Genomic DNA, 22,865 nt, shown 5'->3' with positions numbered 1-22,865 from the left:
GAAAAATGTTTGAACCGACAAAACCACGAAGAAGTGAGGTTCCTTTTAATACTGTTCCTGAACATATGCAGCAGGAAATATGGCATATGATTTTTATGCGTCCGATGAAGGGGTTGCCGCTTACCTCACCACAACGTTTTCACTTTTTTAAAAACAAAATTGCTCGTACTTTAAGTGTCGTTTACTCCCAAAGTGAACCTTACTTTTCAGACGGGATCACTGCACCTTATGTTGAAGCATACGAAGAGATCGAATTTCCTAAAATCATGTATGTCTATGATGATGGAAATGAATTGATTATGACACTAGATGAAAAAACGTCCGACTAGTCAGGCGTTTTTTTTGTGCTTATTTTACGACCATTACATTACAAGGTGCTTGATTAACGACATAAGCAGTTGTAGAACCGACCAGCAACAAGGAAAGCGCGCCCAATCCGGTTGCCCCCATCACAATCAGATCCGTATCCAGTTTTTTCGCCAATTCAACAATCTCTCGTTTAGGATTACCAGCGATGATCTGAGAAGTTAGGTGAACTTCCTGCTCCTCTGCCATCCGATGATGCTCTAGTTCTGTGATAATCCCTTTCGCTCTTTCATGGACTTCCTGCATCAATGGAATTGAATTTCCGCCGGTTGTTCCACTGAAACTAGCCGTATCAATCACAGTTGCCAGAGTTAACTTGCCCCTATTTCTCTTCGCGATATTGATCGCTTCATCAAACGCCTTTTTTGACTGCTTTGAACCATCTACAGCAACTAAAATATTTTTATATTCATCAACCATTTTTGCCGCCCCTTTCACCTTTATTTTATCATTCTACTGATTCTTCGAAAAATGAAAATGACCATTTCTCTTTATTTTTTCACTGTCTAATCATTAAAACTGCTTAAAAAACCAGCTGAAAAATTGTACTTTTTGTGATGAAATGCTAGACTTGCCTCAATCCAATTTTTTACATGAATTATCCAGAGAAGTAAGGAGAATCAGAGATGAATAAAACCCAAAGAAGAAAAGCCCATTTCATTATTCATAGCGCATCCACTGCCGCAGCAGGTGTTGGGGCAGGAATGGCACAATTGCCTTTTCCTGATGCCACCGTTTTATTACCAATCCAAACCGCTATGGTGATTGCTTTGGGAAAAATTTTTCATATTAAACTCGAACAAGGTGCCGCAAAAGCTCTTGCCACCCAATTTCTAGCTCAAAAAGCTGGACAAATGACCGCACGTTTCCTTGCCGGAAAACTTCCTGTTGCAGGTAATATTGTTAATGGCTCCACCGCTGCCGCCATCACTGAAAGCTACGGCTGGCTCATTGTAAAGGAATTTTCAGAGGAATACGAGAAAAAACTCAAAGTATAATATTTTTTAAATTGCTGAGAGACCTCTTTCAAATCCACACAAGAATCGCTATACTTGTAATCGTGGATGAACTTGGTGTTTTACTCGTTCAATGATGTAGTCCGCATTTAAGATAGAGGTGCAGGTTCGATTCCTGTCATCCACATAATTCAAAAGAAGCTGAGAAGCTTCTTTTTTTTCGGAAAAAATCAATGATTCAACCTTTTTAGGCTCATTTAAGGTTATCCTTCTACAATTGACACAAGAAGAAATTAGTAGGAGGCGTTTTTTTGAAAAAAAAGCAGTCAGTAATCATTACACTAATAAGCACTTTAGTGTTAAGTACAACCACATTCCCTATTATCGGATTCACTAATGAACAAAGCAGTGTTCCCGCCGCTCCACCAGATGGCGGTGGAATGGGTGGCGTAGATACTATGACTTATGATTATACAGGAGAGATGAAGGGCAGCTTAATCGCTGATAATCAGGAAATAGAAGCTAATTCCGAAAAGCAACGCTCTGACGGCAATGACGAAAATGCTGCCTTAGTAAAAAATGGCGGAACCTTGTCGCTTGAGAAAAGTACATTAGAAAAAGCCGGCGCAAGTGCTAACGATGACAATAGCAATTTCTATGGATTGAATTCAATCCTGTTGGCAGTAAACGAGAATTCCTTTGCGTATCTTTCTAACAGTCAATTAACTGCTAACGATAAAGGAAGTAATGGGCTTTTCGCAACAGATAGCGGAACGATTTATGCAAATGACAATACCATCGCGACAGAATCGGACAATTCCCGCGGGATGGATGCAACCTACGGCGGCACCATCATTGCCAACAAAACCTCCGTCAACACCAAAGGCGATCATAGCGCTGCGTTAGCAACAGATCGCGGCGGCGGAAATGTTTCAGTCACTGATAGCCAGCTTGCAACACAAGGCTCAGGCTCTCCTCTACTATATTCCACGGGTGACATTGAAGTGAGTAATGTCAAAGGTACGGCTACGGGCAGCCAGATTGCTGGTATGGAAGGCTATAACTCCATTCAAATCTACAATTCTGAATTAATCAGCAAGTTAACCGGAACAACAGGCAGTGATCCTGTCGCAAACGGTGTAATTATCTATCAATCCACGTCAGGTGATGCCGAAGCATCCACTGGTGAAACAGCAAATTTTGAAGCCGTTAATTCCACTTTGAAAAGTGCCACTGAAGGTACGATGTTTTATGTAACAAATACTGAAGCCAACATTATCTTGGAGGATAATACGTTAGATTTTGATAGCGAAAAGGCAGCGCTATTAACGATTCAGGGAAATAATGCCAATAATTGGGGGACAGCCGGCAGTAATGGCGGCAAAGTGAACTTTATTGGAATCAATCAAGAATTGTCCGGTAAGATCAGTGTGGACTCTATTAGCGGTCTCAATCTCGTTTTAACCGAAGAAACGACTTACAACGGCGAGACCGAAATCACTGCAAACGAAGTGAATACCGCAGCCAGTGAACCCCCGATCACTGTAACAATTGATAAAACGTCTAAATGGGTAATGACCGCCGATTCACAGATAACCAACTTAAATTTGGAGACAGGCGGCGAAATTGTTGACGAGGATGGAAAATCCGCGACGATCATAGCAGATGGCGAAACCGTCGTAGAAGGAACTGGTTCAACAACATTAACAGTCACTGGAACATACTCGACTCAAACCAATTTAAATGAGAACAACCAATTAAGCGAACCATCTATTGACCGAACAGACTTTGACCAGCATTATCATTTATCAACCTCCTTTACCAACGAAAGCAACACAACCAAAACAAGCAACACAAAGAATACCGTAGCTGAAGTTACATCTAGCGTGAAAAAACCTACTACAGCTGTCAAATCTAATAAACAAGAAAACTATCCTCTATGGATTGCTTTCGGTGGGGTAATCATTATAGCAGGGGCATTAGTCCTGAAAAAAATGGGAAAAAGAACCAAACGTAGACACTAAATACTTTTAAAAATACGTAGCACGCTTGTCCTTTGCAAGCGTGCTTCTCTTATCTTTCAGCCTTAACTTTCATATGACATTCTCGAAGCAGAATTTCTCATTTCTTCGCGTATTTTATTTTAAAAGACTTCAACTTAACACTTTACTTATCGAACAAATGTTCGTATAATAATCTTGAGGTGATGACCATGTCTATGATTAGTCCAGATTCTGTTGAAATATTTTACCGAACGTATGATTCTTTAGTAAAAGACTCCCTGCCACTAGCTTTATTTTTAAGCCAAATTACCGCCAAGATGGATGCCGAAAATCGTGATTATTTTGTCATCCCTGCTAAAAAGACCGGTCGCAAAAAGGATATCTATTTTCAGTTTGAACGTAGAAATGACGAGCTCGTTTTCAAAGGCATTCATACAAGGAGGAAAAAGGATGGAGTCAATTAAAGGCACTGTCACGAAACTAAAAATCATTCAATTCTCGCAACAGCCTTTAGTTTATTTTCAACTCACAAACATCAACTGTCTGATTGCCACCCATTCATTAAATTTTTTGGCAGATGTCGAAGCTGGTATGAAAATTGTTGTATTAGGAAAACGAAATACCCGAGGACAATTTATTGTCGCAAAATACGCGGTCTTAGGCAGAACCAAATTAATGAATGATATTCAAAACTATCAAACAGCAAGCTAAAAGCCAGCACAAAATGTGCTGGCTCAGACTGTAGACAAAGTCCGTTTTATGGATGATGTCTACAGTCTTTTCTTTTATAATAGATTTATGAAAACGAATGCAAGGAGTGATAGTTATGATGTCTAAAAACAATACGAACGGTAGAAATCAATTTGCGATGCTCACGATTGATGATCTAGTTCCTCAAGATCATCTCGTTCGAAAGATTGATGCCGCGCTTGATTTTGAATTTATTTATCCAATCGTCGAAGCCACTTACTCCGATTTAGGTCGCCCAAGTATCAATCCAGTGATTCTGATCAAATTGGTGTTTATTCAGTATTTATTCGGTATCCGTTCCATGCGGCAAACCATTAAGGAAGTCGATACCAATGTCGCTTACCGCTGGTTTTTAGGCTATTCCTTCGAGGAGAAAATCCCCCATTTCTCAACTTTTGGAAAGAATTATGTCCGCCGATTTAGAGAAACGACGGTGTTTGAGGATATTTTTGCCTATATTTTAGAACAAGCAGTTAAAGCAGGTTTTGTAACAGAGGATCATTTGTATCTTGATTCTACCCACATCAAAGCTAACGCCAATAAACATAAGTTTACGAAAGAAATGACCCACGATGAAGCGAAAGCCTATCAGGATGAATTAGAAGATGAGATCAATCGTCAACGAATAGAGGCCGGAAAACGCCCTTTTACTTTGGACTTAGAAAAGGAAGTGAAGCTGAAAGAAAGAAGAATAAGTAAGGCTGATCCGGAAAGCGGCTACTACGTCAAAGGCGAACGAGAAAAACAATTTGCTTATTCTGCCCATACTTCATGCGACGACAACGGATTTATTCTTAGCACAATCATCACTCCTGGAAATATTCATGACAGTCAAGTCGCCTTTCAGCTCGTCAAACAATCGAAGAGACTTTTTCCTGAAATCAATTGTGTTGTCGCTGATGCTGGGTATAAGACACCTAAGTTTGTTCACTTTTTGACTCATTTGAACCTTCGACCTTGTTTGCCTTATTCAAGGCCCAAAGGGAAAAAGGGGCTATTATCAAAAAATGAGTTTCTCTACGACGAGTATTTTGATTGTTATATTTGTCCGCAAGATCAAATGCTCGCTTTTTCAACGGTTACTCGAGAAGGGTACCGAGAATACAAATCCAATCCAAAAGAATGTGTGAACTGTCCTCTGCTAAACCAATGTACCAAAAGTAAAAATCATCAACGAGTCATCACGAGACATGTTTGGGGAGATCTGATGGATGAAGTGGAACATCTTCGCCTAACGGATCTGAATAAATCAATTTACAAAAAACGGAAACAAACGATTGAACGAATATTTGCGGATGCAAAAGAAAAGCATGGGATGCGTTGGACCAAGTATCGAGGCTTGGAAAAAGTCGCGACGCATACGATGCTAGTGTTTGCTGCAATGAATTTAAAGAAATTAGCCACCTGGCTATGGAAAGGCAAGGAGCCTTTATTTTTTTGTTCAAAAATTCGAAACGAAGTAGATAAAAAGCTGTTCCAAGCTCGAGTTACGAGTTTGGAACAGCTTTTGTCTACAGTCTGAGCCAGCACAAAATGTGCTGGCTTCTTTTTTATCGAACGACCATTACGTTACATGGTGCGTTATTGACAACATATGCTGTTGTAGAACCTAATAATAACCGAGAGAAAGTTCCCGTTCCGGTAGCGCCCATCAAAATCAAATCAATCTTTTTCTCTTCTGCAAAAGCAACAATTTTAGCTTTTGGATTTCCATCATCAACGACAGTGTTATAGGAGATATCCTCTGGGATCGCTTTTTCTAATGCTTCCACAACAGTACTTGCAGCTTTTTGTGCTTCCTTTACGATATGATCTACAGCGTAAGGTTCAGCTCCTAAATGATTGGTGTCAGATACGATTAAAATATACAAATGTGCATCATTTCTGCGGGTGACTTCGATAGCTTCCTGGAAGGCTCGACGTGCCTGTTCGGATGAATCAACTGCGACAAGTATTTTTTTGTATGATTCCTTCATAATAAGACCCCCTTTTTTCTATTGTAACGAATTCAGACTATATTTGTACAGCAAATAGTAAACGCTTTCTTTATTAATATCTTTTAGGACACGACGACTTTACTAGATATCCTTTTTTAATAAGAAAACCTACAGATCAATTATCGTTAATAATTACTTCAGCATAAAATCATTGGTTCATTTCCTCATATACCACCCACAAAAGCCGAACATGCATATACTTGTTGTAAAGCGATTTAATCATGTGAAAATTTAATACTTTTCCTATAACCACAAAAAGCACCTTGATCACAAGGTGCTTAAAGGGGATGCTAGTCAAATAAAACTAGCTAAGAAAGATTGAGAGAGGTCTTCCTCATATTCATATTTTAACAGATTTCTTTGCAATTTTGGTGATTTTACGAATTGTTTTTTTAACATTTTTAAATTTATTCTGAATGTTACTAAATATTTTTATTCCATAAAAGTATTCCCTTTTTTTAATTACATTAGAAACAAATTATAAAAATTACTTTTATCAATATATTTAGCCGATTTAGTTCTTATAAAAATATCCTTGAAGCATATTACTACAAGGATATTACTATTCTAGTTTGATATTATTTTCACAAGAAAGATGAAAAAAATTAGATTTTTACGTATTCTAGTTCAACACCAGCATTTCCATTTTTGGTAGCAACTCGATAAGCAGTAGATAAGGTCTCCATGGTGGTAGGATCCAAAGCTAACTTAACAAAAGTCGGTAAATCTAGTTTTTCAACGTCCACTTCTTTCTCCGTTGCTAATGGCTGCATCATCTTAGCAAAGCCGCCCGTGATTGAAATATTTCTTTTCTCGCAACGAATAGCATCTCGCAACTCCATTGGATTCGCGACTACTTTTTTCATACCCATCACTCCTTCTTTTTTCGATAATATCATAGAGAGTATCAGAAATCAACGATTTTGTGAATAAAAACACAAAATTACATAACGAGAATTTCTGTTATACTCTTAAAAAGGAAGTGAATCACTTGGATAATTATATGCAGCGTAAACGACGTGGATGGGCTGAAAATAATGAACTATTTCCATATAAAGAGAAACAACTTGCAGAATTAATAGAGTTACTTTCTTCAAAAGAAGCCCACGAACGGACTATCTCTGCAAAGCTTTTGCCAATAAATTGTGATACAGTAAACATTTTATTGCATTCTTTGATGAAGGAACCAGCCCTCTACACTCGATTAGCCATTACGGAAAAACTAGAAAGCGGCGATTCAATGACTGCTCAGCAAATGATTTCTTTTCTTGCCGAAATTGGAACAAATCAGCACCGTTTCCCAGTGGCTCCTTCAAAAAAGAAATCTTTTCCCTTGCCGCGAGATTTGATTGCTCGATCACTGGGACGTATGAAACCAGAGATTTTTCCAGTTCTTTTAAAAGCTGCAACACAGCTTCCAAATTCTAAGCTGTGGGAGTTGATTGATGCGATCGGTTATATGGCTTTTTATAATCCCAGTTTGGCAACTGTACAAAATTATCAATCTCTACTTGAAATTAGAAATTCATACAAATCAGACTTATTGATTCAGTGGAAATTTTTGATCTGCTTTTCAGCTTTTCCCCAAAGTAAAGCACTTTTAGTGGAGGAAGAACAATTTATTCCTGAGGCACAACGATCACTAATAATACTTAACACAAAAAGGGTTGAATAATCTATCAGCCCTTTTTAGATGTTTTAATTTAGTTGTTTAATTTGGATTATAAATCTATTTTTATCTCACGACCATGACATCGCAAGGAGCATTATTGACAACATAATCGGTGGTTGATCCGACAAGCATTCGTTCAAGTCTTCCCTTACCAGTAGCGCCAATATAGATCAGATCAATCTTATATACCTCAGGTAGTTCAAAACAAAGAGCCTTTTTAGGACTTCCCACACAAGTGATCATTTGTTTATTGTAATATTCAATTCCTGAAAACTCTTTTTCTAACAATTTGAGTGCGGCTTTCTTCGCTTCTTCGATTATTTGGGCGATTGGCGTTGCACTATTTAGTAGTAAGCCGCTGCTATTAATCACCTGTGCGATATACAAACGTGCGTTATTTCGACGTGCGGCTTCAACAGCTTCCATTTATGCTTGATGAGCCTGTGGCGATCCATCTACTGCAGCCAAAATATTGTAATAGCGTTCATTCATAAGCCTTTCCCCTTTTTATTCTAGTATTACAAGCGGGCAAGCATTTGTAAGCTCTTTTTAACCGTGATAAGCCTATAATACCAATGTTCCTCACAACGAAAAATTTTACTCACAGAACATTAAAAAACCACCTCAAAATGACTTGACGTGGTAAAAAATGACTAATTTTTTTCTAAATACAATGACTGCTGATCAGATTCCTCATAGACTTGCTTCATATCAGACCAATCAATTTCACGATTTTGATACCCATAAGGATCATTAACGTAAACAATTTTTTCCTTACGATCAAAGCCAGTAATAACGGCTGAATGGACTAATGGCGTGACATACATACTTCCTTGATCTGTCTCCCACAACAACCAGTCATTGTCCTTTGGCACTTGGAAGTCCACCGTCGCGACGATCCAGACTGGTGTGCCGCCGGCTACGATAGCCATGATTTTATTGAATGATTTTTTGTTACTCGCGACTACACGATAATCATCCGCCACATATTCTTTAGCTAATTTTGCAATCGGCTCTACAGCTACACCCATCGCTTCATCTCCACCGGTAATGTCCCCTACGAATCCTAGATGGGGATTTCCATGATTACCAGATTCTGTATACAACGGCTGATAATCAAGTTCGTCTGCCAATTCATTTTTGTCTGTATCGTAACCGTAATACTGCAATAGCATCGAAAGAGCCGTAACCTCACAACCATTTTCCAAGGCAACATCATCAAACTGGCTCTCTAAGGGAACATCTAACACGATTTTATTTTTTTGTTGAGGTGTCACAATCCGTTCCGTCAGTTCATTCTTCCCTTGGGCAAAATAAATTCCTCCACTAACCACTGCTAGGAAAATTAGCAGAATCACGATTCTTTTTTTCTTCATTTCATCACCTAACATTAATAGTCCATCCGAAATTATACGGTTTATAATGAAAAGCAACAAAGAAAAGCCCTCGAAACAGCTAAATTTTAAGTTGTTTTAACCTTTCAATTAATAAAAATAAGGATTTGCTAGATACTTTTTTGACATTCATTTCTAAGACTGATATGTTGGATAAAATAATCTTTGGAGGATCTGACTATGAATGCCTTTACTTATCAAATTGATGATCATTTAGCTTTTGCCTTTCCTCAGCTAGAAGCTGCTGAAGAACTTTTAGCTTTGATTGAGTCTGATCGATCGCACATTGAAGCCTTTATTGATGTCATGGCGGAAACGAAAACGATTGAGGATGAAAAGGACTTTATCAAAATGAAATTGCATGGATATGCGGATGGTACCGATTATCTTTTTTTCATTCTACAGGGCCAAAAGATTTGCGGCTGTATCGATATTCATAATATTGACCCCAAAATTGGGAAAGGCGAAATCGGTTACTGGCTGCACTCATCTTTTACCAAACGCGGAATCATTTCAAAAAGCGTTAAAGCCCTTTGTCATTTGGCCTTTAATGATTTCGGAATGAATAAACTGTTAATTTGTGTCGATGTCGACAATGCTCCTAGCAATCGTATAGCCCAACGCTGCGGTTTTACCCTAACTAGTACTGAACCTCAAGATGCACTGCTTCATGGAAAATTGAGAGATATGAATCACTATACTTTATTGAAAAAACAATTTAAAAAAGGTTTTGACGAATAACTCCTTCGTCAAAACCTTTTTTTATCGTACGACCATCACATTACATGGAGCATGATTAACAATATATCCGCTAGTTGAACCAACTAGTAGACGTTGAAAGCGCCCCTTACCTGTTGCACCCACATAAATCAAATCAATACCATATTGCTTCGGCAATTCTTCTGTTAATGCTTTTTTGGGATTACCAATGTATTGAATAAGTTCCATGTTTTGATAGCGACCACGTTCCTTTAGTTTCTCTAGGTATTGTTTAGCTCGTTGAGATTCCTCTGCTAGGATATCCTCCATCGGCTGCGCGCTGCTCATTAAAATACTAGAATCATCAATCACCTGAACGACGTACAATTTAGCTTCATTTCTTCTTGCTGCACCGATCGCTTCAAAAAAAGCGCCCTCCGATTGATCAGATCCATCCACAGCAACCATAATATTCTTATATCTACTGATCATATTATCCGCTCCTTCAAACTAATGAATTTATTTTTTCCCTATACCATTCTTTTATTATCAAGGCAACTAACGAATGACAGTCACGCTACATGGGGCATGGTTAACAACATAAGCTGCGGTGGAGCCAATTCGAGACAGGCGAATTTCGCCTTTTCCGGTAGCACCAAGATAAATCATATCAATGTCATTGTCTTTTGCAAACTCAATAATTTTTTCTTTTGGACTGCCCAATTCAACAAATGGTTCCACATTCTCAAGTTCTTTACGCGCTGCGTCATGAACTTTTTTCAACATTTCTTTTTCAATTTGCTCTTTTTCCGCCGCATAGATTTTGCTAAAAGAAAAAGCGCTGGTGGAGAGTTCACTGTCATTAATGATTGAAATAACATTCAGTTTGGCATCGTGACGTTTGGCTGCTTCAACGGCTTCATCAAAAGCATGCTCTGAATGTTCAGATCCGTCGATCGCTACTAAAATATTTTTGTATTTACTCATCATTGTAACCGCCTCCTTTATTAAATTATAAAGGAAAATAAACGATCTGTGAAACGAAATCAACTTTTTACTTAGTATCTCCTTCGTTGAACTGCGTACAAAATTATCACTATTAGAAAGCTATCGACATAACTAACCATTTTACCCTCTTCAATCTTATCTACTTAAATAAATCATTTGTTTATACTATTCTGCTATTCTCTGAGCATTTTTCTTGTATCTTTTTCGACAATCCATTAAGGTTACAGTAGTTCATTTGTTTATCCGAGTTCCTTCCCAGGACTCCAGCCGTCGTTGCCCTGCGACGGCTCTTTTTGAGCAAAAAAATTGCCAAGAAAGCCTTTTCCTATTATAGTAAAAACTGGGTATTACCCATCCTTTATAGAATTTGTTTTTTTCACTTGTGGACCGTTGCCATCTTTGGCCGGTCTTTTTTTCGGTCCTCATTTTCTCAGTTTGACTACTTACGAGATACTATCTAGCTAGATCCTGAGCACGGTGAAGTTCAACTTCTTTCTTTACCGAAAAGGATTTTTTAAATGAAAATCACTTCTTTTTCTCCGGTCTTTGTGTGTTAAACTATGTACTGTGATACACAAGTACAAATGGAGGAACAGACATGTATAAAGCTAGTTTAAAAAATATCCTCACTCGAAAAGAAGAACGAACCATTGATCTTACACTACTTCCTAATGTAGGTGACACGCTGCAGCTAAGACAGCCTGACAAATTTTTGCTGGTTCATGGAATTACTCATATTATTGAAAACGAATCCATAGCATTCGAGATTTTCGTCGAACCGATTGATCGCACCTATTGGATGAATGAAATCTAACGAAAGCGAGGACTAACAATGATCGCACATAAGAGAGAGTTTCTCCATGTAGTTTAACCAAATACAAATTACATGGAGGAATTACAATGAAAAACATTTATGATAATGAGAAATTTTTTGAAAGCTACAGTCAGATGAACCGCAGTCAACAAGGCTTGGATGGGGCTGGCGAATGGCAGACGTTAAAAAGATTGCTGCCTGATTTTAAGAAAAAGCGTGTATTGGACCTGGGTTGCGGTTATGGCTGGCATTGTCTTTACGCAGCAGAACACGGCGCAGCTTCAGTCATTGGTGTTGATATCTCCGAAAAAATGCTAGAGGTCGCACGCAAAAAAAATACCTTTGACAATATTTGCTATCTTCACGACAGCATTGATAAAATCACTTTTGAGCCGAATAGCTTTGATGTCATCATTAGTTCCCTAGCAATTCATTATATTGAAGATTTCGAGAAATTGGCGAAAAATGTGGCGAATTGGTTGGTTTCCGGCGGACAATTCATTTTTTCCGTTGAGCATCCGATTTTTACGGCAGAAGGTTCTCAAGACTGGATTTATGATGAAAATGGTATGATTGTACACTTTCCTGTCGATAATTACTTTTATGAAGGAAAGCGCAACGCGCATTTTCTCGGTAGTAATGTCACGAAATATCATCGCACTTTAACCACCTATTTAGATGATTTGATGACGAATAACTTTCAAATTAAACGCATTGTCGAACCAATACCGCCTGGGAATATGTTGGATATCCCTGGAATGAAGGATGAAATGCGCCGACCCATGATGCTGATTGTGAAGGCGGAGAAAAACTAAAAACAAATCCCTGAAGATAATAGGTCTTCAGGGATTTTCTCTGTTGTGTCCATATTTATTCGTAGCATCATACAACCCACAAGCCATACCACCAGCAACAAGACCTCCGAGCGCCAATTCCCCTAGTGATTGATTGAAAAGAAGCCCCATCGTTACTCCTAACCCTGTGCCAAGAATTAATGACACTATTGGTAAATACCGTGTAGCTATTAATCTCGTCTGCTTCACACCCTCTGTTATGATCATCATGATCGGTGCAAAGCTCAACCCTGTCGCCAAAATATGTGTCAAAATCTCATCCATTTTCACCTATCCTTTCACGTATTCGATTGACAATTGTCTCGATTCTCTCAATTTGTTTAAGTGACTCTGTTAAATCGTCGATCGTGTTCAAGTAGCGCTCTTCACGTGCATTATTTTGCTTCATCACCCAAACTAATAGAAATACAAAAAGCACTGGAAATCCGATGCTTTCCGGGTTGTTAAGAACTGTTGAAATAAAGTTATCCATGCTTCATCGCTCCTTTAAAAATTAATCATCTATCTCCATCTAGACTTCAATTTCATTCAGAAGGGTTAAACTCTACAGAAATTTCTTTATTTCCTTATACGAACAACTTATAGCCGTCAAAGAGTAGGAAATCCACCTGTCAAAAAACCTCCAAACAATCAAAGCCCACGCTGTTAAATTCATCAAATATATTGCCTGTTCATCCCCCTCCATTTGATCTACTTACACTATATACGAACGTATGTTTGTTTTAGTGCCAAAAAAAAGACATCATATCCCTAGATGTTCGGCTAGTTCTTCAAAAAAAGCATCCCGTAAACGAATGACTTGCCGTTTACTTAAAAAAACTTGATCAGCTACCAAATCGAGATTAACCTTTCGATGATTCGTCATATAAAGCAATTTGATAATTTTTCTTGTCTCTTCCGTCGAATTTTCTAAACACAAAGAAATGATTCGCTGATTTCGCTCCAAGTTAATCAGTTGCCGATCAAGGGAAATTGAGATTAATAACTTCTTATCCTTGGTATCTGTATTGGCTCGTTGATGTGTCTTCTGATTATGCAAAAGCAGCTTTTCTTTTCTTTCCAAGTAATAGTCTTCCATCTTAGGATAATCTTGTAGGATGCCCTTCAAGTAATCTTTCTTCCATTTCTCCATCGTCTCTCCTCCTTAAAATAACTAACGATCCCCACTGGTTACAGGGAACTTCGGATTAATTTTAATGATACATAGCTTAAAAACGTAGTTAACTATTTTTTCTAAATTAATGGTAATACATTTCGCGTACTTTGTAAATTTATTTATTCTATTTTGTAGAAAAATTAATACGAATCGTGTTATTATAGAGTGAAAGGGAGTGTGTCTATGTTTGCCCAACAATTGAAGGATTTAAGAAAAAAAACACCTGGTTTGACTCAGACTGATATGGCAAAAAAATTGGGAATTGCGAAAACGACCTACGCTTCTTATGAACAAGGAAAACGAACACCTGATATTGAAACACAAAATAAAATTGCGGACTTCTTTAACGTTTCGCTGGACTACTTGCATGGCCGAGAATCGAAGAACTCTTTTTCAGCAAAACAAATGACTGTCGCAGCTCATATTGACGATGAAGTGACCGAGGAACAGATGGAAGATATTTTGAATTACATCGATTTTATTAAGCAAAAGCACGTGAAGAAGGATTGAGCAGATGGATAAAGCAGAAAAACTTATGGCCAGTTTTCAGGGAATCAACTATATTTTCGATTCTTCCATGCCAGATGGACAAAAAGGATTGTATATTGACAAGCATGTCTACTTAAATCCTCGTCAAACCTCCGAAGAGCTGACAGATACGGTTGCCGAAGAAATTGCCCATTATTTAACTAGCTCAGGCGATCTAATAAGTCAGGATACGGCTGAGCAGCGAAAACAAGAACAACGAGCAAGGGATGTTGGCGCTACCTTGGTCGTCACTCCAGAAGATATTATTGCTTGCTACAAAGAGCGTTTTTCAAACGTATGGGAATGCGCGGAGTTTTTAGGAATAAATAAGGAGTCCTTTGAGCATGCGGTCAAAGTCTATGCAAGAATGTATGAAAAGGGGTTATCCTATCAAAATTACCGCATCCTTTTTCGAGCAAATGGTACGATTGGAGTATTTGAATTTTTTGAATAAAAAATAAACGATCCTAGGCTAGGGTCGTTTATTTGAGCGATTTCAATTAACTATCTTCATGTCAGTAATCGTAATTAGTTCAAGGAAAAATCATTCATTTTTAAAAATCTGTTTTCGGATCAACTAAGCTATCGTAACTAATTACTGTTGTGAAATCATTCAGATCCTCTGTTTCGCTTTTTATGATTTGAACAATTGCCGAGTTATTCAACTTATTCTTTACAATGCCTCGTTGTGTTTCTTTTTTATATTCGAAAAATACCTCTTGGCCTACCGAGAAGCGCTCCCCTAAAAAAGAGGGCTTTGGAGATTTAAATCCATAAGTGCTTGCCATGTGACATCCTCCTTCAAATATTAAAAAAAGAAGATCGTTTCCGATCTTCTTAGTCATCCGTAATTAAACAAATTTTAGTCTTTTACAATGTTTGAAGCTTGTAAGCCGCGTTGGCCTTCTTCAACATCAAAAGTCACTGCTTGGCCTTCATCCAAAGATTTAAAACCTTCGCCTTGAATAGCTGAGAAATGAGCAAATACATCGTTGCCATCTTCACCAGTGATAAAACCAAAACCTTTTTCTGCATTAAACCATTTTACTGTACCTTTATTCATGTAAAGTACCTCCAATTACACATCAAATGTGTTTATTTGTAATAAAAAATGACGTGTAATAAAAAAGTATCTTAATAAATATAGATAACCAACTAGTCACATATCAAAGTATTACTTAGTTACCTTACCACGTATAGAGAGTAAAAGCAAACTTAATATGAACATTTACCAACTATAACATCTAAAATATTAAGTTTTCAGTTTTTTTCTTAATAGATCTGGACATGAGGTTATTTATCTTGACTTATTAAGATAAGCCTAACGCATTCAATTTCTATTTAAATAAATTTAGAAATAGCAGAAAACACGAACAATAACTTTTGAAGCTAAACAGTCATTTAAAATAAAAAATATTAAACGTATTTCGTTCTACATTCTTTCTTATTGTCTTATTTTTCCAATATTGTGCATTACACGAGAAAATATACTAAGTTAATCTATAGCGCCTGAACCACAATTTCTACCACATCTCCAATATCCTTTCCTATCTCCTTGCGAATATCTTTTCGAATTCCTAAAATATAGCAAATACTGCCATCCTCATTTTTTACCCCCATATTCACAATACTTCCATCATAGTCAACACCATCAAACGTCGCACGTACCTTGACACGGCCTTTACCAAATTCTTCCCGAACATCATAGGGAAAGATTACGTAAGCACCGCCTTTTCCTACTTCTGATGCATAGATTTTAGAATCAAACTTGTATTCCTTCATTTCTAAACTCCTCTTTCTTAGGTTTTGAAAATTTCTATTATAAACTTCTAAAATATAAAAAAGTCCGGCAAACACTGTAGAGATTGGCGTCAAATCAGTGTTTGTCAGACATAATAGTTTAATTGGCGGGAATGTGTAGGAATCGAACCTACCCAAGAAGCTCCTAACTCCTCATACTGGTTTTGAAGACCAGAGGGAACACCAGAACCCATCCACTCCCGAAACAAAATAATCATACCACTCCTTCAAGTTGGAATCAATAACAAAATGAAAAGAAAAAAAGAAAGAATTCACCTTATCTTAAATGCTTCTTTCTTTTTAAAAATTACTAAATTATTGGATTCAAAGTAGGATGATCTTTTCCTCAAAATCCTATTGTTCATCGGAAAATTCACTTATTTCTTTATTTAAGAAATAAGAAATCATCGTTCGGATCAGCACGATCATCGCTAACTTGATAATATCCTGAAAGGTGGGATTGATGATTGATTCAATAATGTCTGCAACAATCAAAAATTCCAGGCTCAACAAAATATAACTGCCTAAATAGGCTTTAATACACTTGTTTTTGTGCAGCACAGAAGAATAATCCTGCTCACTTCTTGATTGGATTAATTTGATAAAGGAAAAAATTGCCCCGTATAAAATGATAAAAATCGAAATGGCATCCAGTGCCAAAACGATGGGATGAAAAATAAGCTGAAGTATCTGTTCAAAATTTTCCATAATCATCCTACCCTCTAGACTTTATATCTTTATTTTAATCTGAAATAGATCGTGAAGCAATCGGATTTTCTATTGAATAATTTAGATTTTCTTAGCTCTATTTAAGTAGCGCGTAAGTTTCGCTGCTTATGGTAAGGACATTATTGATTCGAAAAGATGATTTTTTATGATGAACTCGTTAAAGGAAAATACGGCAAGCCTTTTGAAAGATACGTTTTATGACTTAACGGTGTTGCTTATTTCCCATTTGCTTTATCAAGTTATCACTCAGTTAATGAACTAAATGGCGGGAATGTGTAGGAATTGAACCACCTAATATAATCTTTCTTTTTCCGAATAAACGGTGTTCCAGAAGTAGCTTCTTCGGAAATAAGCCGAAATTTCACAAAAATTTGAGAAACAATTTTCGGAAATTCCTTCTTATTTCTTGAAGCTGACCACTTCTGTCACAACCTCTACGTGTACTATTGAATTGGCGGATACAATGCAGCTGTTGTCTTATTGCCATTTTTTGAATAAAGACTGGTTGATTGATTGTCTTTTTCCTTTTCGATTGCCGTATTTTTCTTATCAAGATCATGATAATCGTATTTCTGCGGATCAATCGGTGTAAAGCCTTCTGGCGTGTAGAAACGTAAGAGATTTTCTTGGTTCAGCTTATCAGATAGACTCAATGCTTGTTTGACTTGTTTTTGTTCCTTATCAATTTCTGACGCGATGCCTAAAGCTTTCGCATCAACCTTTTCACCGGTTTTATTCTCGTAGGTCTCGCCACCTAATTCGGTATAATTTGGTGTAATAAAGTCGCCGTTACGGAAGGCAACCGTTTGATCATGTTTTGGTGAAAATAGGTCTGTACCGAATTGAATATATTTCTGACTATCGATGCCCATTAAGTGTAACAATGTAGGCAAGACATCAATCTCACCACCATATTGATGTTGAAGCCCACCATTTGTATAGCCAGGAATATGGAACATCAATGGTACACGCTGCATTTGAGCGTCATCGAATTTGTCCCAAGTCGTTGGATCTTTTCCTAATGCTTTGGCCAAATCTTTGTTGTTGCTGTCGGAGATACCGAAATGGTCCCCATAAATCATAAAGATCGAGTTTTGATAAACACCGGAAGCTTTAAGATAATCAAAAAATTGACGCAGCGATTCATCCAAATAATGCGCGGTTCGAACATAATCATCCACCGTACTATTCCCAGTTTTTAAGGCGGGGAAATTAAAGTTCTTATCATCAGTCAAATATGGGGTATGATTGGTTACCGTCAAGAATTTCGTATAGAACGGTTGCTGTAAATGCTCTAAATGTCCAACTGTTTCCTTTAGCATATCCTTATCTAAAATCCCGTAGCCTAAGTTTTCATCAGCTTGGTTAAAGTAAGAGCGATCAAAGAAGTTTTGATAGCCGAGATTCTTGTATACGTGATCGCGATTCCAGAAGCTGCCGACATTTCCGTGGAAAACAGCGCTTGTATAGCCCGCTTCCTGATTCAAAATTGCCGGAGCGGCCTGAAAGGTATTATCTGAACCTAATTGGGTGAATAGAGAACCTTGAGACAATCCGAAGGTGCCTGTTTCCAGCATATTTTCTGCATCGCTGGTTTTCCCTTGACCGACCTCATGGAAGAAATTGTCGAAGGCTAATGTTTGCTTATTGTCATTTTCTAAACTATTCAAAAATGGTGTTACCTCTTGTCCATCCACCTTCATATTGATCAAAAATTGCTGAAAGCTTTCCAAGTGGATCACGATAATATTTTTGCCTTTTGCGATACCGTATTTACTTGGATCGGGCGCTGCATAATGACTCTTCGTATATTTTAGAATGTCTGTTAACCCATTACTTGAAGCGTGAGCTCGCACGCTGTTGGTCTGCTCAGTCTTGATCCCATCATAAACTGTAAAGGCATCCAGCCCTAAATATTTAACGATATAAGAACGGTCAAAGGTCCGCTGCAGTAATTGGGGGCGGTTGGCCTCGCTTAAGGATAAGTTGATTGAGAAGGTCAATGCTGCTAGACAGCTAACGGCCACTGCAAATGTTTTTTTGATCGGCTTGCTGGCTATTTCTTTGTGTGTAGCGAAGAGATAGATCAGAATGCCTAAAAATATAATTAAGTCCAGCCAATAAAAAATATCATGCACTTTCATTAAGGCAAAAGAACTGCCTGAAATTCCTTGTGAAACTTTAGAAAAACCAAGAATTGATTTGATCGTAACAAAATCAGTAAATTCACGATAAAAAATCACATTCAAGTATAAAATCAAGGTATTTAACAGATCCATTAAAAACAATACGATCAAGGCTGGCTTAAATTTCTTTACGTAAAGGAACACGCCAAACAACAGCAAGGTTGTAGCAATTGGATTGATCCACAAAATGAAGGTCTGAATGGACCCTTCCACCCCTAATGAAAAATCTACATAATAGGCTAAAATTGTTTTTGCCCAAAATAGCAGACTAACTGTCAGTAGGATCAGCCAACGATTGCTAAACGCTTTTTTTACCCGGTTCATCCGGATCACTTCTTTCTCTATTAAATTGTCCGTTTCTACTATAGAGCAGAATATAAAAAAATGCATATTTATTTGTATTGAAGGCTCAATCTTATTTTTTGGCTTAAATAGCGGTTTTTCCTTTAAAATTTAAGGAAAGACCCGCGAATTTTATCGCTTTTTCAGGTCAAGTGAAAATTTCCTAAGACATAAAATTTTCACATTCTTAATAATTATCCATAAAATAACAAAAAACACCTTCCAGCGACTAACTGGAAGGTGTTTTTTAGGCCTCGCGTTTCATGACAATCCCTGTATATATCCATATAGTTAATACATAATAGATAAAGTATAAAACAAAGAAGATCAAAAATGGCAGCCAAATGTTGCTGTAAGGTTCAGACAAAAGTGTAGTGAATAACTGCAGTCCAAACAAGACATGCGTGACTCCTAACAAGCCTGGGACCAAAAATAAGATACCGATCTCTTTGCGAATTGATTGCTTCAACAACTGACGGCGTGCACCGATTTTTTCCAGCATGCTGTAGCGTTGGATATCACTTTTTGCACCAGATAAAATTTTAAACATCAAACAGCTGGCTAACATGGTTAGAAAGGCAATTCCCAAGAAGAAGCCCATAAATTCAAAGCCTGAGAACAGCGCATTGTACAGCTCATAAACCAGAGCCTTTTGATTCATGCCTGCTGAATTTTTATCCAACGTCGGATTTTTATGGAAATTTTCTTCGGCTAAATTTTTCAAACCATCCTTATCTTTGGCAAAATCAGCCACCGTAATCAACCGTATCTCCGTTGTGTTACCAGGTAATGCTGAGAATGCTTCACTAGATAAAAATTGATGCTTCTTCGCACTTTGCTCTGGTAATTCCAACGATCTTAATTGATCCGAAGCTGTTAGATCATTTGCTAGTTGTTCCCCCGTATAGCGCACTTCTTTCGTTTGACGGCTAGCCGTAAACTCCTTGACCTTCAAAGGGGTTTGATCAAATTGTGAACGATCGTAATAAACGGTCTCATTATCCTCTTTTTGTTGATAAACAGCATCAGAAGTTGGAGTGATTTTATCAAGCTCAGTTTCACTAAAGCTTTGTCCATTGTTTAATACTAAGTCATAAGCAGAAGTTGCTTCAGTCATTTTCATGATTTCATTATGGAAGCCTAATCCAACAGTAATGGCGCCGAGAGCTAGAGCAAAAAGCATCGCCACCATCGATAGAATTCGCGTATAATCTTGAATCCGGAAGCTTAATTGCGACAACGTAAAATTATTCAGCTTCTTCAAAGCGATGCTATCACGTCGTTTCAGTAAATCCAGTACGAAAATCAAAATTGAATGAAAAACAAAATACGTACCTAAAATAATGGTAACCAAGGCAATAATCAAGGCTAGAAAAGCCAGCTTCATTAATTGCGTCATCATGAAGTAGCCGATTCCTAGGAAAATGATTCCTGCCAGAACCTCCAATACTAACGTAAAAAGCTTACGATTAGCAGGTAGAGGCGTTTCACTAGCTTTTAGCAAATTCAAGATTGGCTTTTTCACAATCGTCATGGCATTTACGAATGCTGCCAATAAGAAAATCACGGTGAAAAAAATCAATGTAAATAGCACGGCTGAAGAATTTACAGCGGTGAAATGAGTAATTTTAATGTCTAATTGTTTGACCAACAATTGCTGCACAACGCCGCTTAATCCAATACCAAGCAAAGTGCCGACAATAGTCGCGCCAACACCTACCACAAAAGTTTCAATAAAAATCAACTGTGCGATTTTACGGCCTTTTGCTCCTAACATCATAAACATCGCGTAATCTTTTTGACGCATCGTCATCAGAAAGGAGTTGGCGTATAAAATGTAGACGAAGGTAATAATTGAAAGTAGGACGGTTCCTAAATGAAAGATCATTACTACCGATGAGATCATTGAATTACTTTCCAAAAAGGTCTTATTCGTTGCTAGACCCTCAAACATATAAAAGATTCCTGAGGCTACTACAAGTCCTGAAAATAAGACTACATAGTCACGCAAGCGTCCTTTGATTCCAGCAAGTGATAATTTTAAAAGCATCGAATGACCTCCTACTGTTCCAAATTACCGAGAATGCTTAAAATTTGACGATAAAAAGCTTCCCGAGTTTGGTTTTCTCTTTTTACTTCTTGATAGATCACGCCGTCTTTAATGAACAAGATCCGTTGACAATAACTAGCAGAAAACGGATCATGTGTTACCAATAAAATCGATACTCGATCCCTTTGATTCAATTCCTCCATCGTGTCTAACAGATCCCTTGCACTGTTAGAATCCAACGCACCTGTTGGTTCATCTCCAAAAAGAATAGTTGGCTGGGTAATCAAGGCGCGCGCTGCAGCAACCCGTTGCTTTTGACCACCAGAGATTTGGGCCGGGTAGCTATTTAAAATACCATCGATTGATAAACGTTTTGCCACTTCAGCAACTCGCCGATGGATGACTTTGCTCTTAGCCCCTTGTAAGGATAATGGAACTGCGATATTTTCTGCTGCTGTTAAATTTTCCAACAAATTGAAATCTTGGAAAATAAAACCAATCTCGCGACTACGGAAATCGGCTAATTGATTGCCCGATAATTTGGTTACATCCGCCTGATTAATCTGAATTTTGCCGTCAGTTGGTTTATCCAATGTTGCTAATAAATTTAATAAGGTTGATTTACCAGAGCCAGATGCTCCCATGATTCCGACGAATTCACCCTTTTCTACTTCAAATGAAATACCTTTCAAGGCCTGAGTTTTTTTCTGATTGCCTTTTCCGTAGGTTTTCTTTACCTCATTTACTGATACGATTTTTTCCATACTTCCACTCCTCGTAATTAAACTAAGAGGGTCATTTTTGATGACCCGTCTTCTTCATCAATGCAACAGTCAAGGTTAAATTAAACACCTAATTTATCCGCTGCTTTTTTAGGTAGATCTTTTTGTTGGACTTCTTCATAGGAAGTCACCCCTTTTTTCTTGTTCCAGGTAACTTTAAGAAACGCTTCCCGACGCAGCGGACGGTCTTTATTTGCATTAAAATCTAACTCTTTTTTGTTTCCATCCTTGTCATAGCCTGGCAACGAGTATTTGTAATCAACGTAATTATTGCCGCTGTCATCTTTTTCTTCCACTCGTTGACCATCTGTTGTGATCTGAACGAAATACTCATCTCCACCTTTGACGACTTTATCTGCTATTTGTAAGCCTACAAAGGCGATAACAATTAAACTAACTAAACCGATTAAAAATTTTTTCATAACTGATCGCTCCTTTTTGATTTCTAGAGCAACTATACAAAAATTCTGAAAATCCAACCATTGAAACCTACTAAAAACACCTAACATTTTTGTCATTTTGAAGATTTTTCGCCGACAAAAAGCTGCCCTCAACTTTTTTGATACCAGCGTTTCATCCCAACTAACCAAATTTTGTTCCCCTTATTGATGGTCAGCGTCAAATCTTTAAAAACAGGTATTATACTAAACTTTTTCGTAATATTATTTACTTGAATCAGCATTTTATTATTTTGAAATTCCAAAAAAAGAATTTTACCGCATGATCATGCTTTTTCTTTAAATTCAGATACCTTAGACAGACTTCTCCCTTAAACACTA

The 22,865-nt window shown here is 37.6% G+C and carries 30 protein-coding genes and 2 tRNA genes; 13 read left to right on the top strand and 19 right to left on the bottom strand.

Annotation, left to right across the window (positions count from 1 at the left end; genetic code table 11):
* Positions 1 to 5: 5 nt before the first annotated feature.
* A complete protein-coding gene (locus AUF14_RS17615) occupies positions 6 to 329 on the top strand; it encodes a DUF960 family protein (protein ID WP_016178857.1) in 324 nt (107 codons plus the stop codon).
* A 19-nt stretch (positions 330 to 348) separates the two neighbouring features.
* On the opposite strand, the gene AUF14_RS17610 is transcribed toward AUF14_RS17615, so the two are convergent.
* Positions 349 to 786, bottom strand: a complete 438-nt coding sequence (locus tag AUF14_RS17610; RefSeq protein ID WP_048719820.1) for a universal stress protein — start codon at positions 784 to 786, stop codon at positions 349 to 351.
* A 206-nt stretch (positions 787 to 992) separates the two neighbouring features.
* Here AUF14_RS17610 and AUF14_RS17605 point away from each other — a divergent pair, with 206 nt between their 5' ends.
* The 6 genes from AUF14_RS17605 (at position 993) to AUF14_RS17585 (ending at position 5,597) form a co-directional block, all read left to right on the top strand.
* Complete coding sequence (locus AUF14_RS17605; RefSeq protein ID WP_102866319.1) at positions 993 to 1,364, top strand: hypothetical protein; 372 nt, start codon at positions 993 to 995, stop codon at positions 1,362 to 1,364.
* Positions 1,365 to 1,426: 62 nt separating this feature from the next.
* Positions 1,427 to 1,509, top strand: a tRNA-OTHER gene (locus AUF14_RS22380).
* Positions 1,510 to 1,633: 124 nt separating this feature from the next.
* Positions 1,634 to 3,346 (top strand): autotransporter outer membrane beta-barrel domain-containing protein, encoded by a 1,713-nt coding sequence (locus tag AUF14_RS17600; protein WP_102866318.1) that lies wholly within the window; start codon positions 1,634 to 1,636, stop codon positions 3,344 to 3,346.
* A 188-nt stretch (positions 3,347 to 3,534) separates the two neighbouring features.
* Positions 3,535 to 3,789 (top strand): DUF5960 family protein, encoded by a 255-nt coding sequence (locus AUF14_RS17595; RefSeq protein WP_016178861.1) that lies wholly within the window; start codon positions 3,535 to 3,537, stop codon positions 3,787 to 3,789.
* Entirely contained in the window at positions 3,776 to 4,036 is a 261-nt protein-coding gene (locus AUF14_RS17590) for a hypothetical protein (protein ID WP_102866317.1), read from the top strand. Before AUF14_RS17595 ends, AUF14_RS17590 begins: the two co-directional genes overlap by 14 nt.
* 115 nt (positions 4,037 to 4,151) lie before the next feature.
* Entirely contained in the window at positions 4,152 to 5,597 is a 1,446-nt protein-coding gene (locus AUF14_RS17585) for an IS1182-like element ISEfa7 family transposase (protein WP_456151922.1), read from the top strand.
* A gap of 28 nt (positions 5,598 to 5,625) precedes the next feature.
* On the opposite strand, the gene AUF14_RS17580 is transcribed toward AUF14_RS17585, so the two are convergent.
* Both AUF14_RS17580 and AUF14_RS17575 read right to left on the bottom strand, forming a co-directional pair.
* Positions 5,626 to 6,051 carry a universal stress protein gene (locus tag AUF14_RS17580; protein ID WP_102866315.1) on the bottom strand — a complete coding sequence of 142 codons (426 nt, stop codon included), beginning with the start codon at positions 6,049 to 6,051 and terminating at the stop codon, positions 5,626 to 5,628.
* Positions 6,052 to 6,677: 626 nt separating this feature from the next.
* A complete protein-coding gene (locus AUF14_RS17575; protein ID WP_048718478.1) occupies positions 6,678 to 6,938 on the bottom strand; it encodes a hypothetical protein in 261 nt (86 codons plus the stop codon).
* A gap of 59 nt (positions 6,939 to 6,997) precedes the next feature.
* On the opposite strand from AUF14_RS17575, the gene AUF14_RS17570 reads away from it, so the two are divergent.
* Entirely contained in the window at positions 6,998 to 7,747 is a 750-nt protein-coding gene (locus AUF14_RS17570; protein WP_227656378.1) for a hypothetical protein, read from the top strand.
* Positions 7,748 to 7,807: 60 nt separating this feature from the next.
* Here AUF14_RS17570 and AUF14_RS17565 read toward each other — a convergent pair whose 3' ends face one another.
* On the bottom strand, positions 7,808 to 8,170 hold the full coding sequence (locus tag AUF14_RS17565) for a universal stress protein (protein WP_102866314.1): 363 nt from the start codon (positions 8,168 to 8,170) through the stop codon (positions 7,808 to 7,810).
* A gap of 227 nt (positions 8,171 to 8,397) precedes the next feature.
* Positions 8,398 to 9,135 carry a C39 family peptidase gene (locus tag AUF14_RS17560; protein ID WP_176675404.1) on the bottom strand — a complete coding sequence of 246 codons (738 nt, stop codon included), beginning with the start codon at positions 9,133 to 9,135 and terminating at the stop codon, positions 8,398 to 8,400.
* 183 nt (positions 9,136 to 9,318) lie between these two features.
* On the opposite strand from AUF14_RS17560, the gene AUF14_RS17555 reads away from it, so the two are divergent.
* Positions 9,319 to 9,879, top strand: coding sequence for a GNAT family N-acetyltransferase (locus tag AUF14_RS17555; RefSeq protein ID WP_016178868.1), 561 nt, complete (start codon positions 9,319 to 9,321; stop codon positions 9,877 to 9,879).
* 21 nt (positions 9,880 to 9,900) lie between these two features.
* Here the strand turns inward: AUF14_RS17555 and AUF14_RS17550 are convergent, their stop codons facing one another.
* Entirely contained in the window at positions 9,901 to 10,329 is a 429-nt protein-coding gene (locus AUF14_RS17550) for a universal stress protein (RefSeq protein WP_016178869.1), read from the bottom strand.
* Positions 10,330 to 10,395: 66 nt separating this feature from the next.
* Positions 10,396 to 10,827: a universal stress protein gene (locus AUF14_RS17545; RefSeq protein ID WP_016178870.1), complete on the bottom strand. Its 432-nt coding sequence runs from the start codon at positions 10,825 to 10,827 to the stop codon at positions 10,396 to 10,398.
* A 616-nt stretch (positions 10,828 to 11,443) separates the two neighbouring features.
* On the opposite strand from AUF14_RS17545, the gene AUF14_RS17540 reads away from it, so the two are divergent.
* Together AUF14_RS17540 and AUF14_RS17535 are read left to right on the top strand one after the other, a co-directional pair.
* Complete coding sequence (locus AUF14_RS17540) at positions 11,444 to 11,659, top strand: hypothetical protein (RefSeq protein WP_016178871.1); 216 nt, start codon at positions 11,444 to 11,446, stop codon at positions 11,657 to 11,659.
* 86 nt (positions 11,660 to 11,745) lie between these two features.
* Positions 11,746 to 12,474, top strand: coding sequence for a class I SAM-dependent methyltransferase (locus tag AUF14_RS17535; protein ID WP_102866312.1), 729 nt, complete (start codon positions 11,746 to 11,748; stop codon positions 12,472 to 12,474).
* A gap of 27 nt (positions 12,475 to 12,501) precedes the next feature.
* On the opposite strand, the gene AUF14_RS17530 is transcribed toward AUF14_RS17535, so the two are convergent.
* The 3 genes from AUF14_RS17530 to AUF14_RS17520 form a co-directional block, all read right to left on the bottom strand.
* Positions 12,502 to 12,777, bottom strand: a complete 276-nt coding sequence (locus AUF14_RS17530; RefSeq protein WP_102866311.1) for a holin — start codon at positions 12,775 to 12,777, stop codon at positions 12,502 to 12,504.
* A complete protein-coding gene (locus tag AUF14_RS17525; RefSeq protein ID WP_016178874.1) occupies positions 12,770 to 12,985 on the bottom strand; it encodes a BhlA/UviB family holin-like peptide in 216 nt (71 codons plus the stop codon). Before AUF14_RS17525 ends, AUF14_RS17530 begins: the two co-directional genes overlap by 8 nt.
* A 270-nt stretch (positions 12,986 to 13,255) precedes the next feature.
* Positions 13,256 to 13,645, bottom strand: coding sequence for a hypothetical protein (locus tag AUF14_RS17520; protein ID WP_016178875.1), 390 nt, complete (start codon positions 13,643 to 13,645; stop codon positions 13,256 to 13,258).
* A 207-nt stretch (positions 13,646 to 13,852) separates the two neighbouring features.
* On the opposite strand from AUF14_RS17520, the gene AUF14_RS17515 reads away from it, so the two are divergent.
* Together AUF14_RS17515 and AUF14_RS17510 are read left to right on the top strand one after the other, a co-directional pair.
* Complete coding sequence (locus tag AUF14_RS17515) at positions 13,853 to 14,179, top strand: helix-turn-helix domain-containing protein (RefSeq protein ID WP_102866310.1); 327 nt, start codon at positions 13,853 to 13,855, stop codon at positions 14,177 to 14,179.
* A gap of 4 nt (positions 14,180 to 14,183) precedes the next feature.
* Positions 14,184 to 14,651, top strand: coding sequence for an ImmA/IrrE family metallo-endopeptidase (locus AUF14_RS17510; protein WP_102866309.1), 468 nt, complete (start codon positions 14,184 to 14,186; stop codon positions 14,649 to 14,651).
* 100 nt (positions 14,652 to 14,751) lie between these two features.
* On the opposite strand, the gene AUF14_RS17505 is transcribed toward AUF14_RS17510, so the two are convergent.
* The 9 genes from AUF14_RS17505 to AUF14_RS17470 form a co-directional block, all read right to left on the bottom strand.
* A complete protein-coding gene (locus AUF14_RS17505) occupies positions 14,752 to 14,985 on the bottom strand; it encodes a hypothetical protein (protein WP_048721315.1) in 234 nt (77 codons plus the stop codon).
* Between the two features lie 74 nt (positions 14,986 to 15,059).
* Positions 15,060 to 15,260, bottom strand: coding sequence for a cold-shock protein (locus tag AUF14_RS17500; RefSeq protein WP_016178879.1), 201 nt, complete (start codon positions 15,258 to 15,260; stop codon positions 15,060 to 15,062).
* A gap of 437 nt (positions 15,261 to 15,697) precedes the next feature.
* Positions 15,698 to 15,979: a DUF1905 domain-containing protein gene (locus AUF14_RS17495; RefSeq protein WP_016178880.1), complete on the bottom strand. Its 282-nt coding sequence runs from the start codon at positions 15,977 to 15,979 to the stop codon at positions 15,698 to 15,700.
* Positions 15,980 to 16,102: 123 nt separating this feature from the next.
* Positions 16,103 to 16,199 (bottom strand) — tRNA-Sec (locus AUF14_RS22375).
* 152 nt (positions 16,200 to 16,351) lie between these two features.
* Positions 16,352 to 16,705, bottom strand: a complete 354-nt coding sequence (locus AUF14_RS17490; protein WP_048721322.1) for a DUF1622 domain-containing protein — start codon at positions 16,703 to 16,705, stop codon at positions 16,352 to 16,354.
* Positions 16,706 to 17,169: 464 nt separating this feature from the next.
* Positions 17,170 to 19,236, bottom strand: coding sequence for an LTA synthase family protein (locus AUF14_RS17485; protein WP_102866308.1), 2,067 nt, complete (start codon positions 19,234 to 19,236; stop codon positions 17,170 to 17,172).
* A gap of 265 nt (positions 19,237 to 19,501) precedes the next feature.
* Positions 19,502 to 21,304, bottom strand: coding sequence for an FtsX-like permease family protein (locus AUF14_RS17480; protein WP_102866307.1), 1,803 nt, complete (start codon positions 21,302 to 21,304; stop codon positions 19,502 to 19,504).
* Between the two features lie 11 nt (positions 21,305 to 21,315).
* Complete coding sequence (locus AUF14_RS17475; protein ID WP_102866306.1) at positions 21,316 to 22,068, bottom strand: ABC transporter ATP-binding protein; 753 nt, start codon at positions 22,066 to 22,068, stop codon at positions 21,316 to 21,318.
* Positions 22,069 to 22,148: 80 nt separating this feature from the next.
* Positions 22,149 to 22,508: a YxeA family protein gene (locus AUF14_RS17470; RefSeq protein ID WP_049220010.1), complete on the bottom strand. Its 360-nt coding sequence runs from the start codon at positions 22,506 to 22,508 to the stop codon at positions 22,149 to 22,151.
* Positions 22,509 to 22,865: the final 357 nt, after the last annotated feature.

Origin of the sequence: Enterococcus avium, assembly GCF_002891025.1 — a bacterium.
Taxonomy (GTDB): Bacteria; Bacillota; Bacilli; order Lactobacillales; family Enterococcaceae; genus Enterococcus_A; species Enterococcus_A avium.
The sequence above is the reverse complement of the archived record's forward strand: the minus strand, read 5'-3'. Positions and strand labels throughout refer to the sequence as shown.

Coding starts and splice junctions, on each gene's coding strand:
- AUF14_RS17615 (WP_016178857.1), top strand. CDS start 6: ATGTTTGAACCGACAAAACCACGAAGAAGTGAGGTTCCTTTTAATACT.
- AUF14_RS17610 (WP_048719820.1), bottom strand. CDS start 786: ATGGTTGATGAATATAAAAATATTTTAGTTGCTGTAGATGGTTCAAAG.
- AUF14_RS17605 (WP_102866319.1), top strand. CDS start 993: ATGAATAAAACCCAAAGAAGAAAAGCCCATTTCATTATTCATAGCGCA.
- AUF14_RS17595 (WP_016178861.1), top strand. CDS start 3,535: ATGTCTATGATTAGTCCAGATTCTGTTGAAATATTTTACCGAACGTAT.
- AUF14_RS17590 (WP_102866317.1), top strand. CDS start 3,776: ATGGAGTCAATTAAAGGCACTGTCACGAAACTAAAAATCATTCAATTC.
- AUF14_RS17585 (WP_456151922.1), top strand. CDS start 4,152: ATGATGTCTAAAAACAATACGAACGGTAGAAATCAATTTGCGATGCTC.
- AUF14_RS17580 (WP_102866315.1), bottom strand. CDS start 6,051: ATGAAGGAATCATACAAAAAAATACTTGTCGCAGTTGATTCATCCGAA.
- AUF14_RS17575 (WP_048718478.1), bottom strand. CDS start 6,938: ATGAAAAAAGTAGTCGCGAATCCAATGGAGTTGCGAGATGCTATTCGT.
- AUF14_RS17565 (WP_102866314.1), bottom strand. CDS start 8,170: ATGGAAGCTGTTGAAGCCGCACGTCGAAATAACGCACGTTTGTATATC.
- AUF14_RS17560 (WP_176675404.1), bottom strand. CDS start 9,135: ATGTTAGGTGATGAAATGAAGAAAAAAAGAATCGTGATTCTGCTAATT.
- AUF14_RS17555 (WP_016178868.1), top strand. CDS start 9,319: ATGAATGCCTTTACTTATCAAATTGATGATCATTTAGCTTTTGCCTTT.
- AUF14_RS17550 (WP_016178869.1), bottom strand. CDS start 10,329: ATGATCAGTAGATATAAGAATATTATGGTTGCTGTGGATGGATCTGAT.
- AUF14_RS17545 (WP_016178870.1), bottom strand. CDS start 10,827: ATGATGAGTAAATACAAAAATATTTTAGTAGCGATCGACGGATCTGAA.
- AUF14_RS17540 (WP_016178871.1), top strand. CDS start 11,444: ATGTATAAAGCTAGTTTAAAAAATATCCTCACTCGAAAAGAAGAACGA.
- AUF14_RS17535 (WP_102866312.1), top strand. CDS start 11,746: ATGAAAAACATTTATGATAATGAGAAATTTTTTGAAAGCTACAGTCAG.
- AUF14_RS17530 (WP_102866311.1), bottom strand. CDS start 12,777: ATGGATGAGATTTTGACACATATTTTGGCGACAGGGTTGAGCTTTGCA.
- AUF14_RS17525 (WP_016178874.1), bottom strand. CDS start 12,985: ATGGATAACTTTATTTCAACAGTTCTTAACAACCCGGAAAGCATCGGA.
- AUF14_RS17520 (WP_016178875.1), bottom strand. CDS start 13,645: ATGGAGAAATGGAAGAAAGATTACTTGAAGGGCATCCTACAAGATTAT.
- AUF14_RS17515 (WP_102866310.1), top strand. CDS start 13,853: ATGTTTGCCCAACAATTGAAGGATTTAAGAAAAAAAACACCTGGTTTG.
- AUF14_RS17510 (WP_102866309.1), top strand. CDS start 14,184: ATGGATAAAGCAGAAAAACTTATGGCCAGTTTTCAGGGAATCAACTAT.
- AUF14_RS17505 (WP_048721315.1), bottom strand. CDS start 14,985: ATGGCAAGCACTTATGGATTTAAATCTCCAAAGCCCTCTTTTTTAGGG.
- AUF14_RS17500 (WP_016178879.1), bottom strand. CDS start 15,260: ATGAATAAAGGTACAGTAAAATGGTTTAATGCAGAAAAAGGTTTTGGT.
- AUF14_RS17495 (WP_016178880.1), bottom strand. CDS start 15,979: ATGAAGGAATACAAGTTTGATTCTAAAATCTATGCATCAGAAGTAGGA.
- AUF14_RS17490 (WP_048721322.1), bottom strand. CDS start 16,705: ATGGAAAATTTTGAACAGATACTTCAGCTTATTTTTCATCCCATCGTT.
- AUF14_RS17485 (WP_102866308.1), bottom strand. CDS start 19,236: ATGAACCGGGTAAAAAAAGCGTTTAGCAATCGTTGGCTGATCCTACTG.
- AUF14_RS17480 (WP_102866307.1), bottom strand. CDS start 21,304: ATGCTTTTAAAATTATCACTTGCTGGAATCAAAGGACGCTTGCGTGAC.
- AUF14_RS17475 (WP_102866306.1), bottom strand. CDS start 22,068: ATGGAAAAAATCGTATCAGTAAATGAGGTAAAGAAAACCTACGGAAAA.
- AUF14_RS17470 (WP_049220010.1), bottom strand. CDS start 22,508: ATGAAAAAATTTTTAATCGGTTTAGTTAGTTTAATTGTTATCGCCTTT.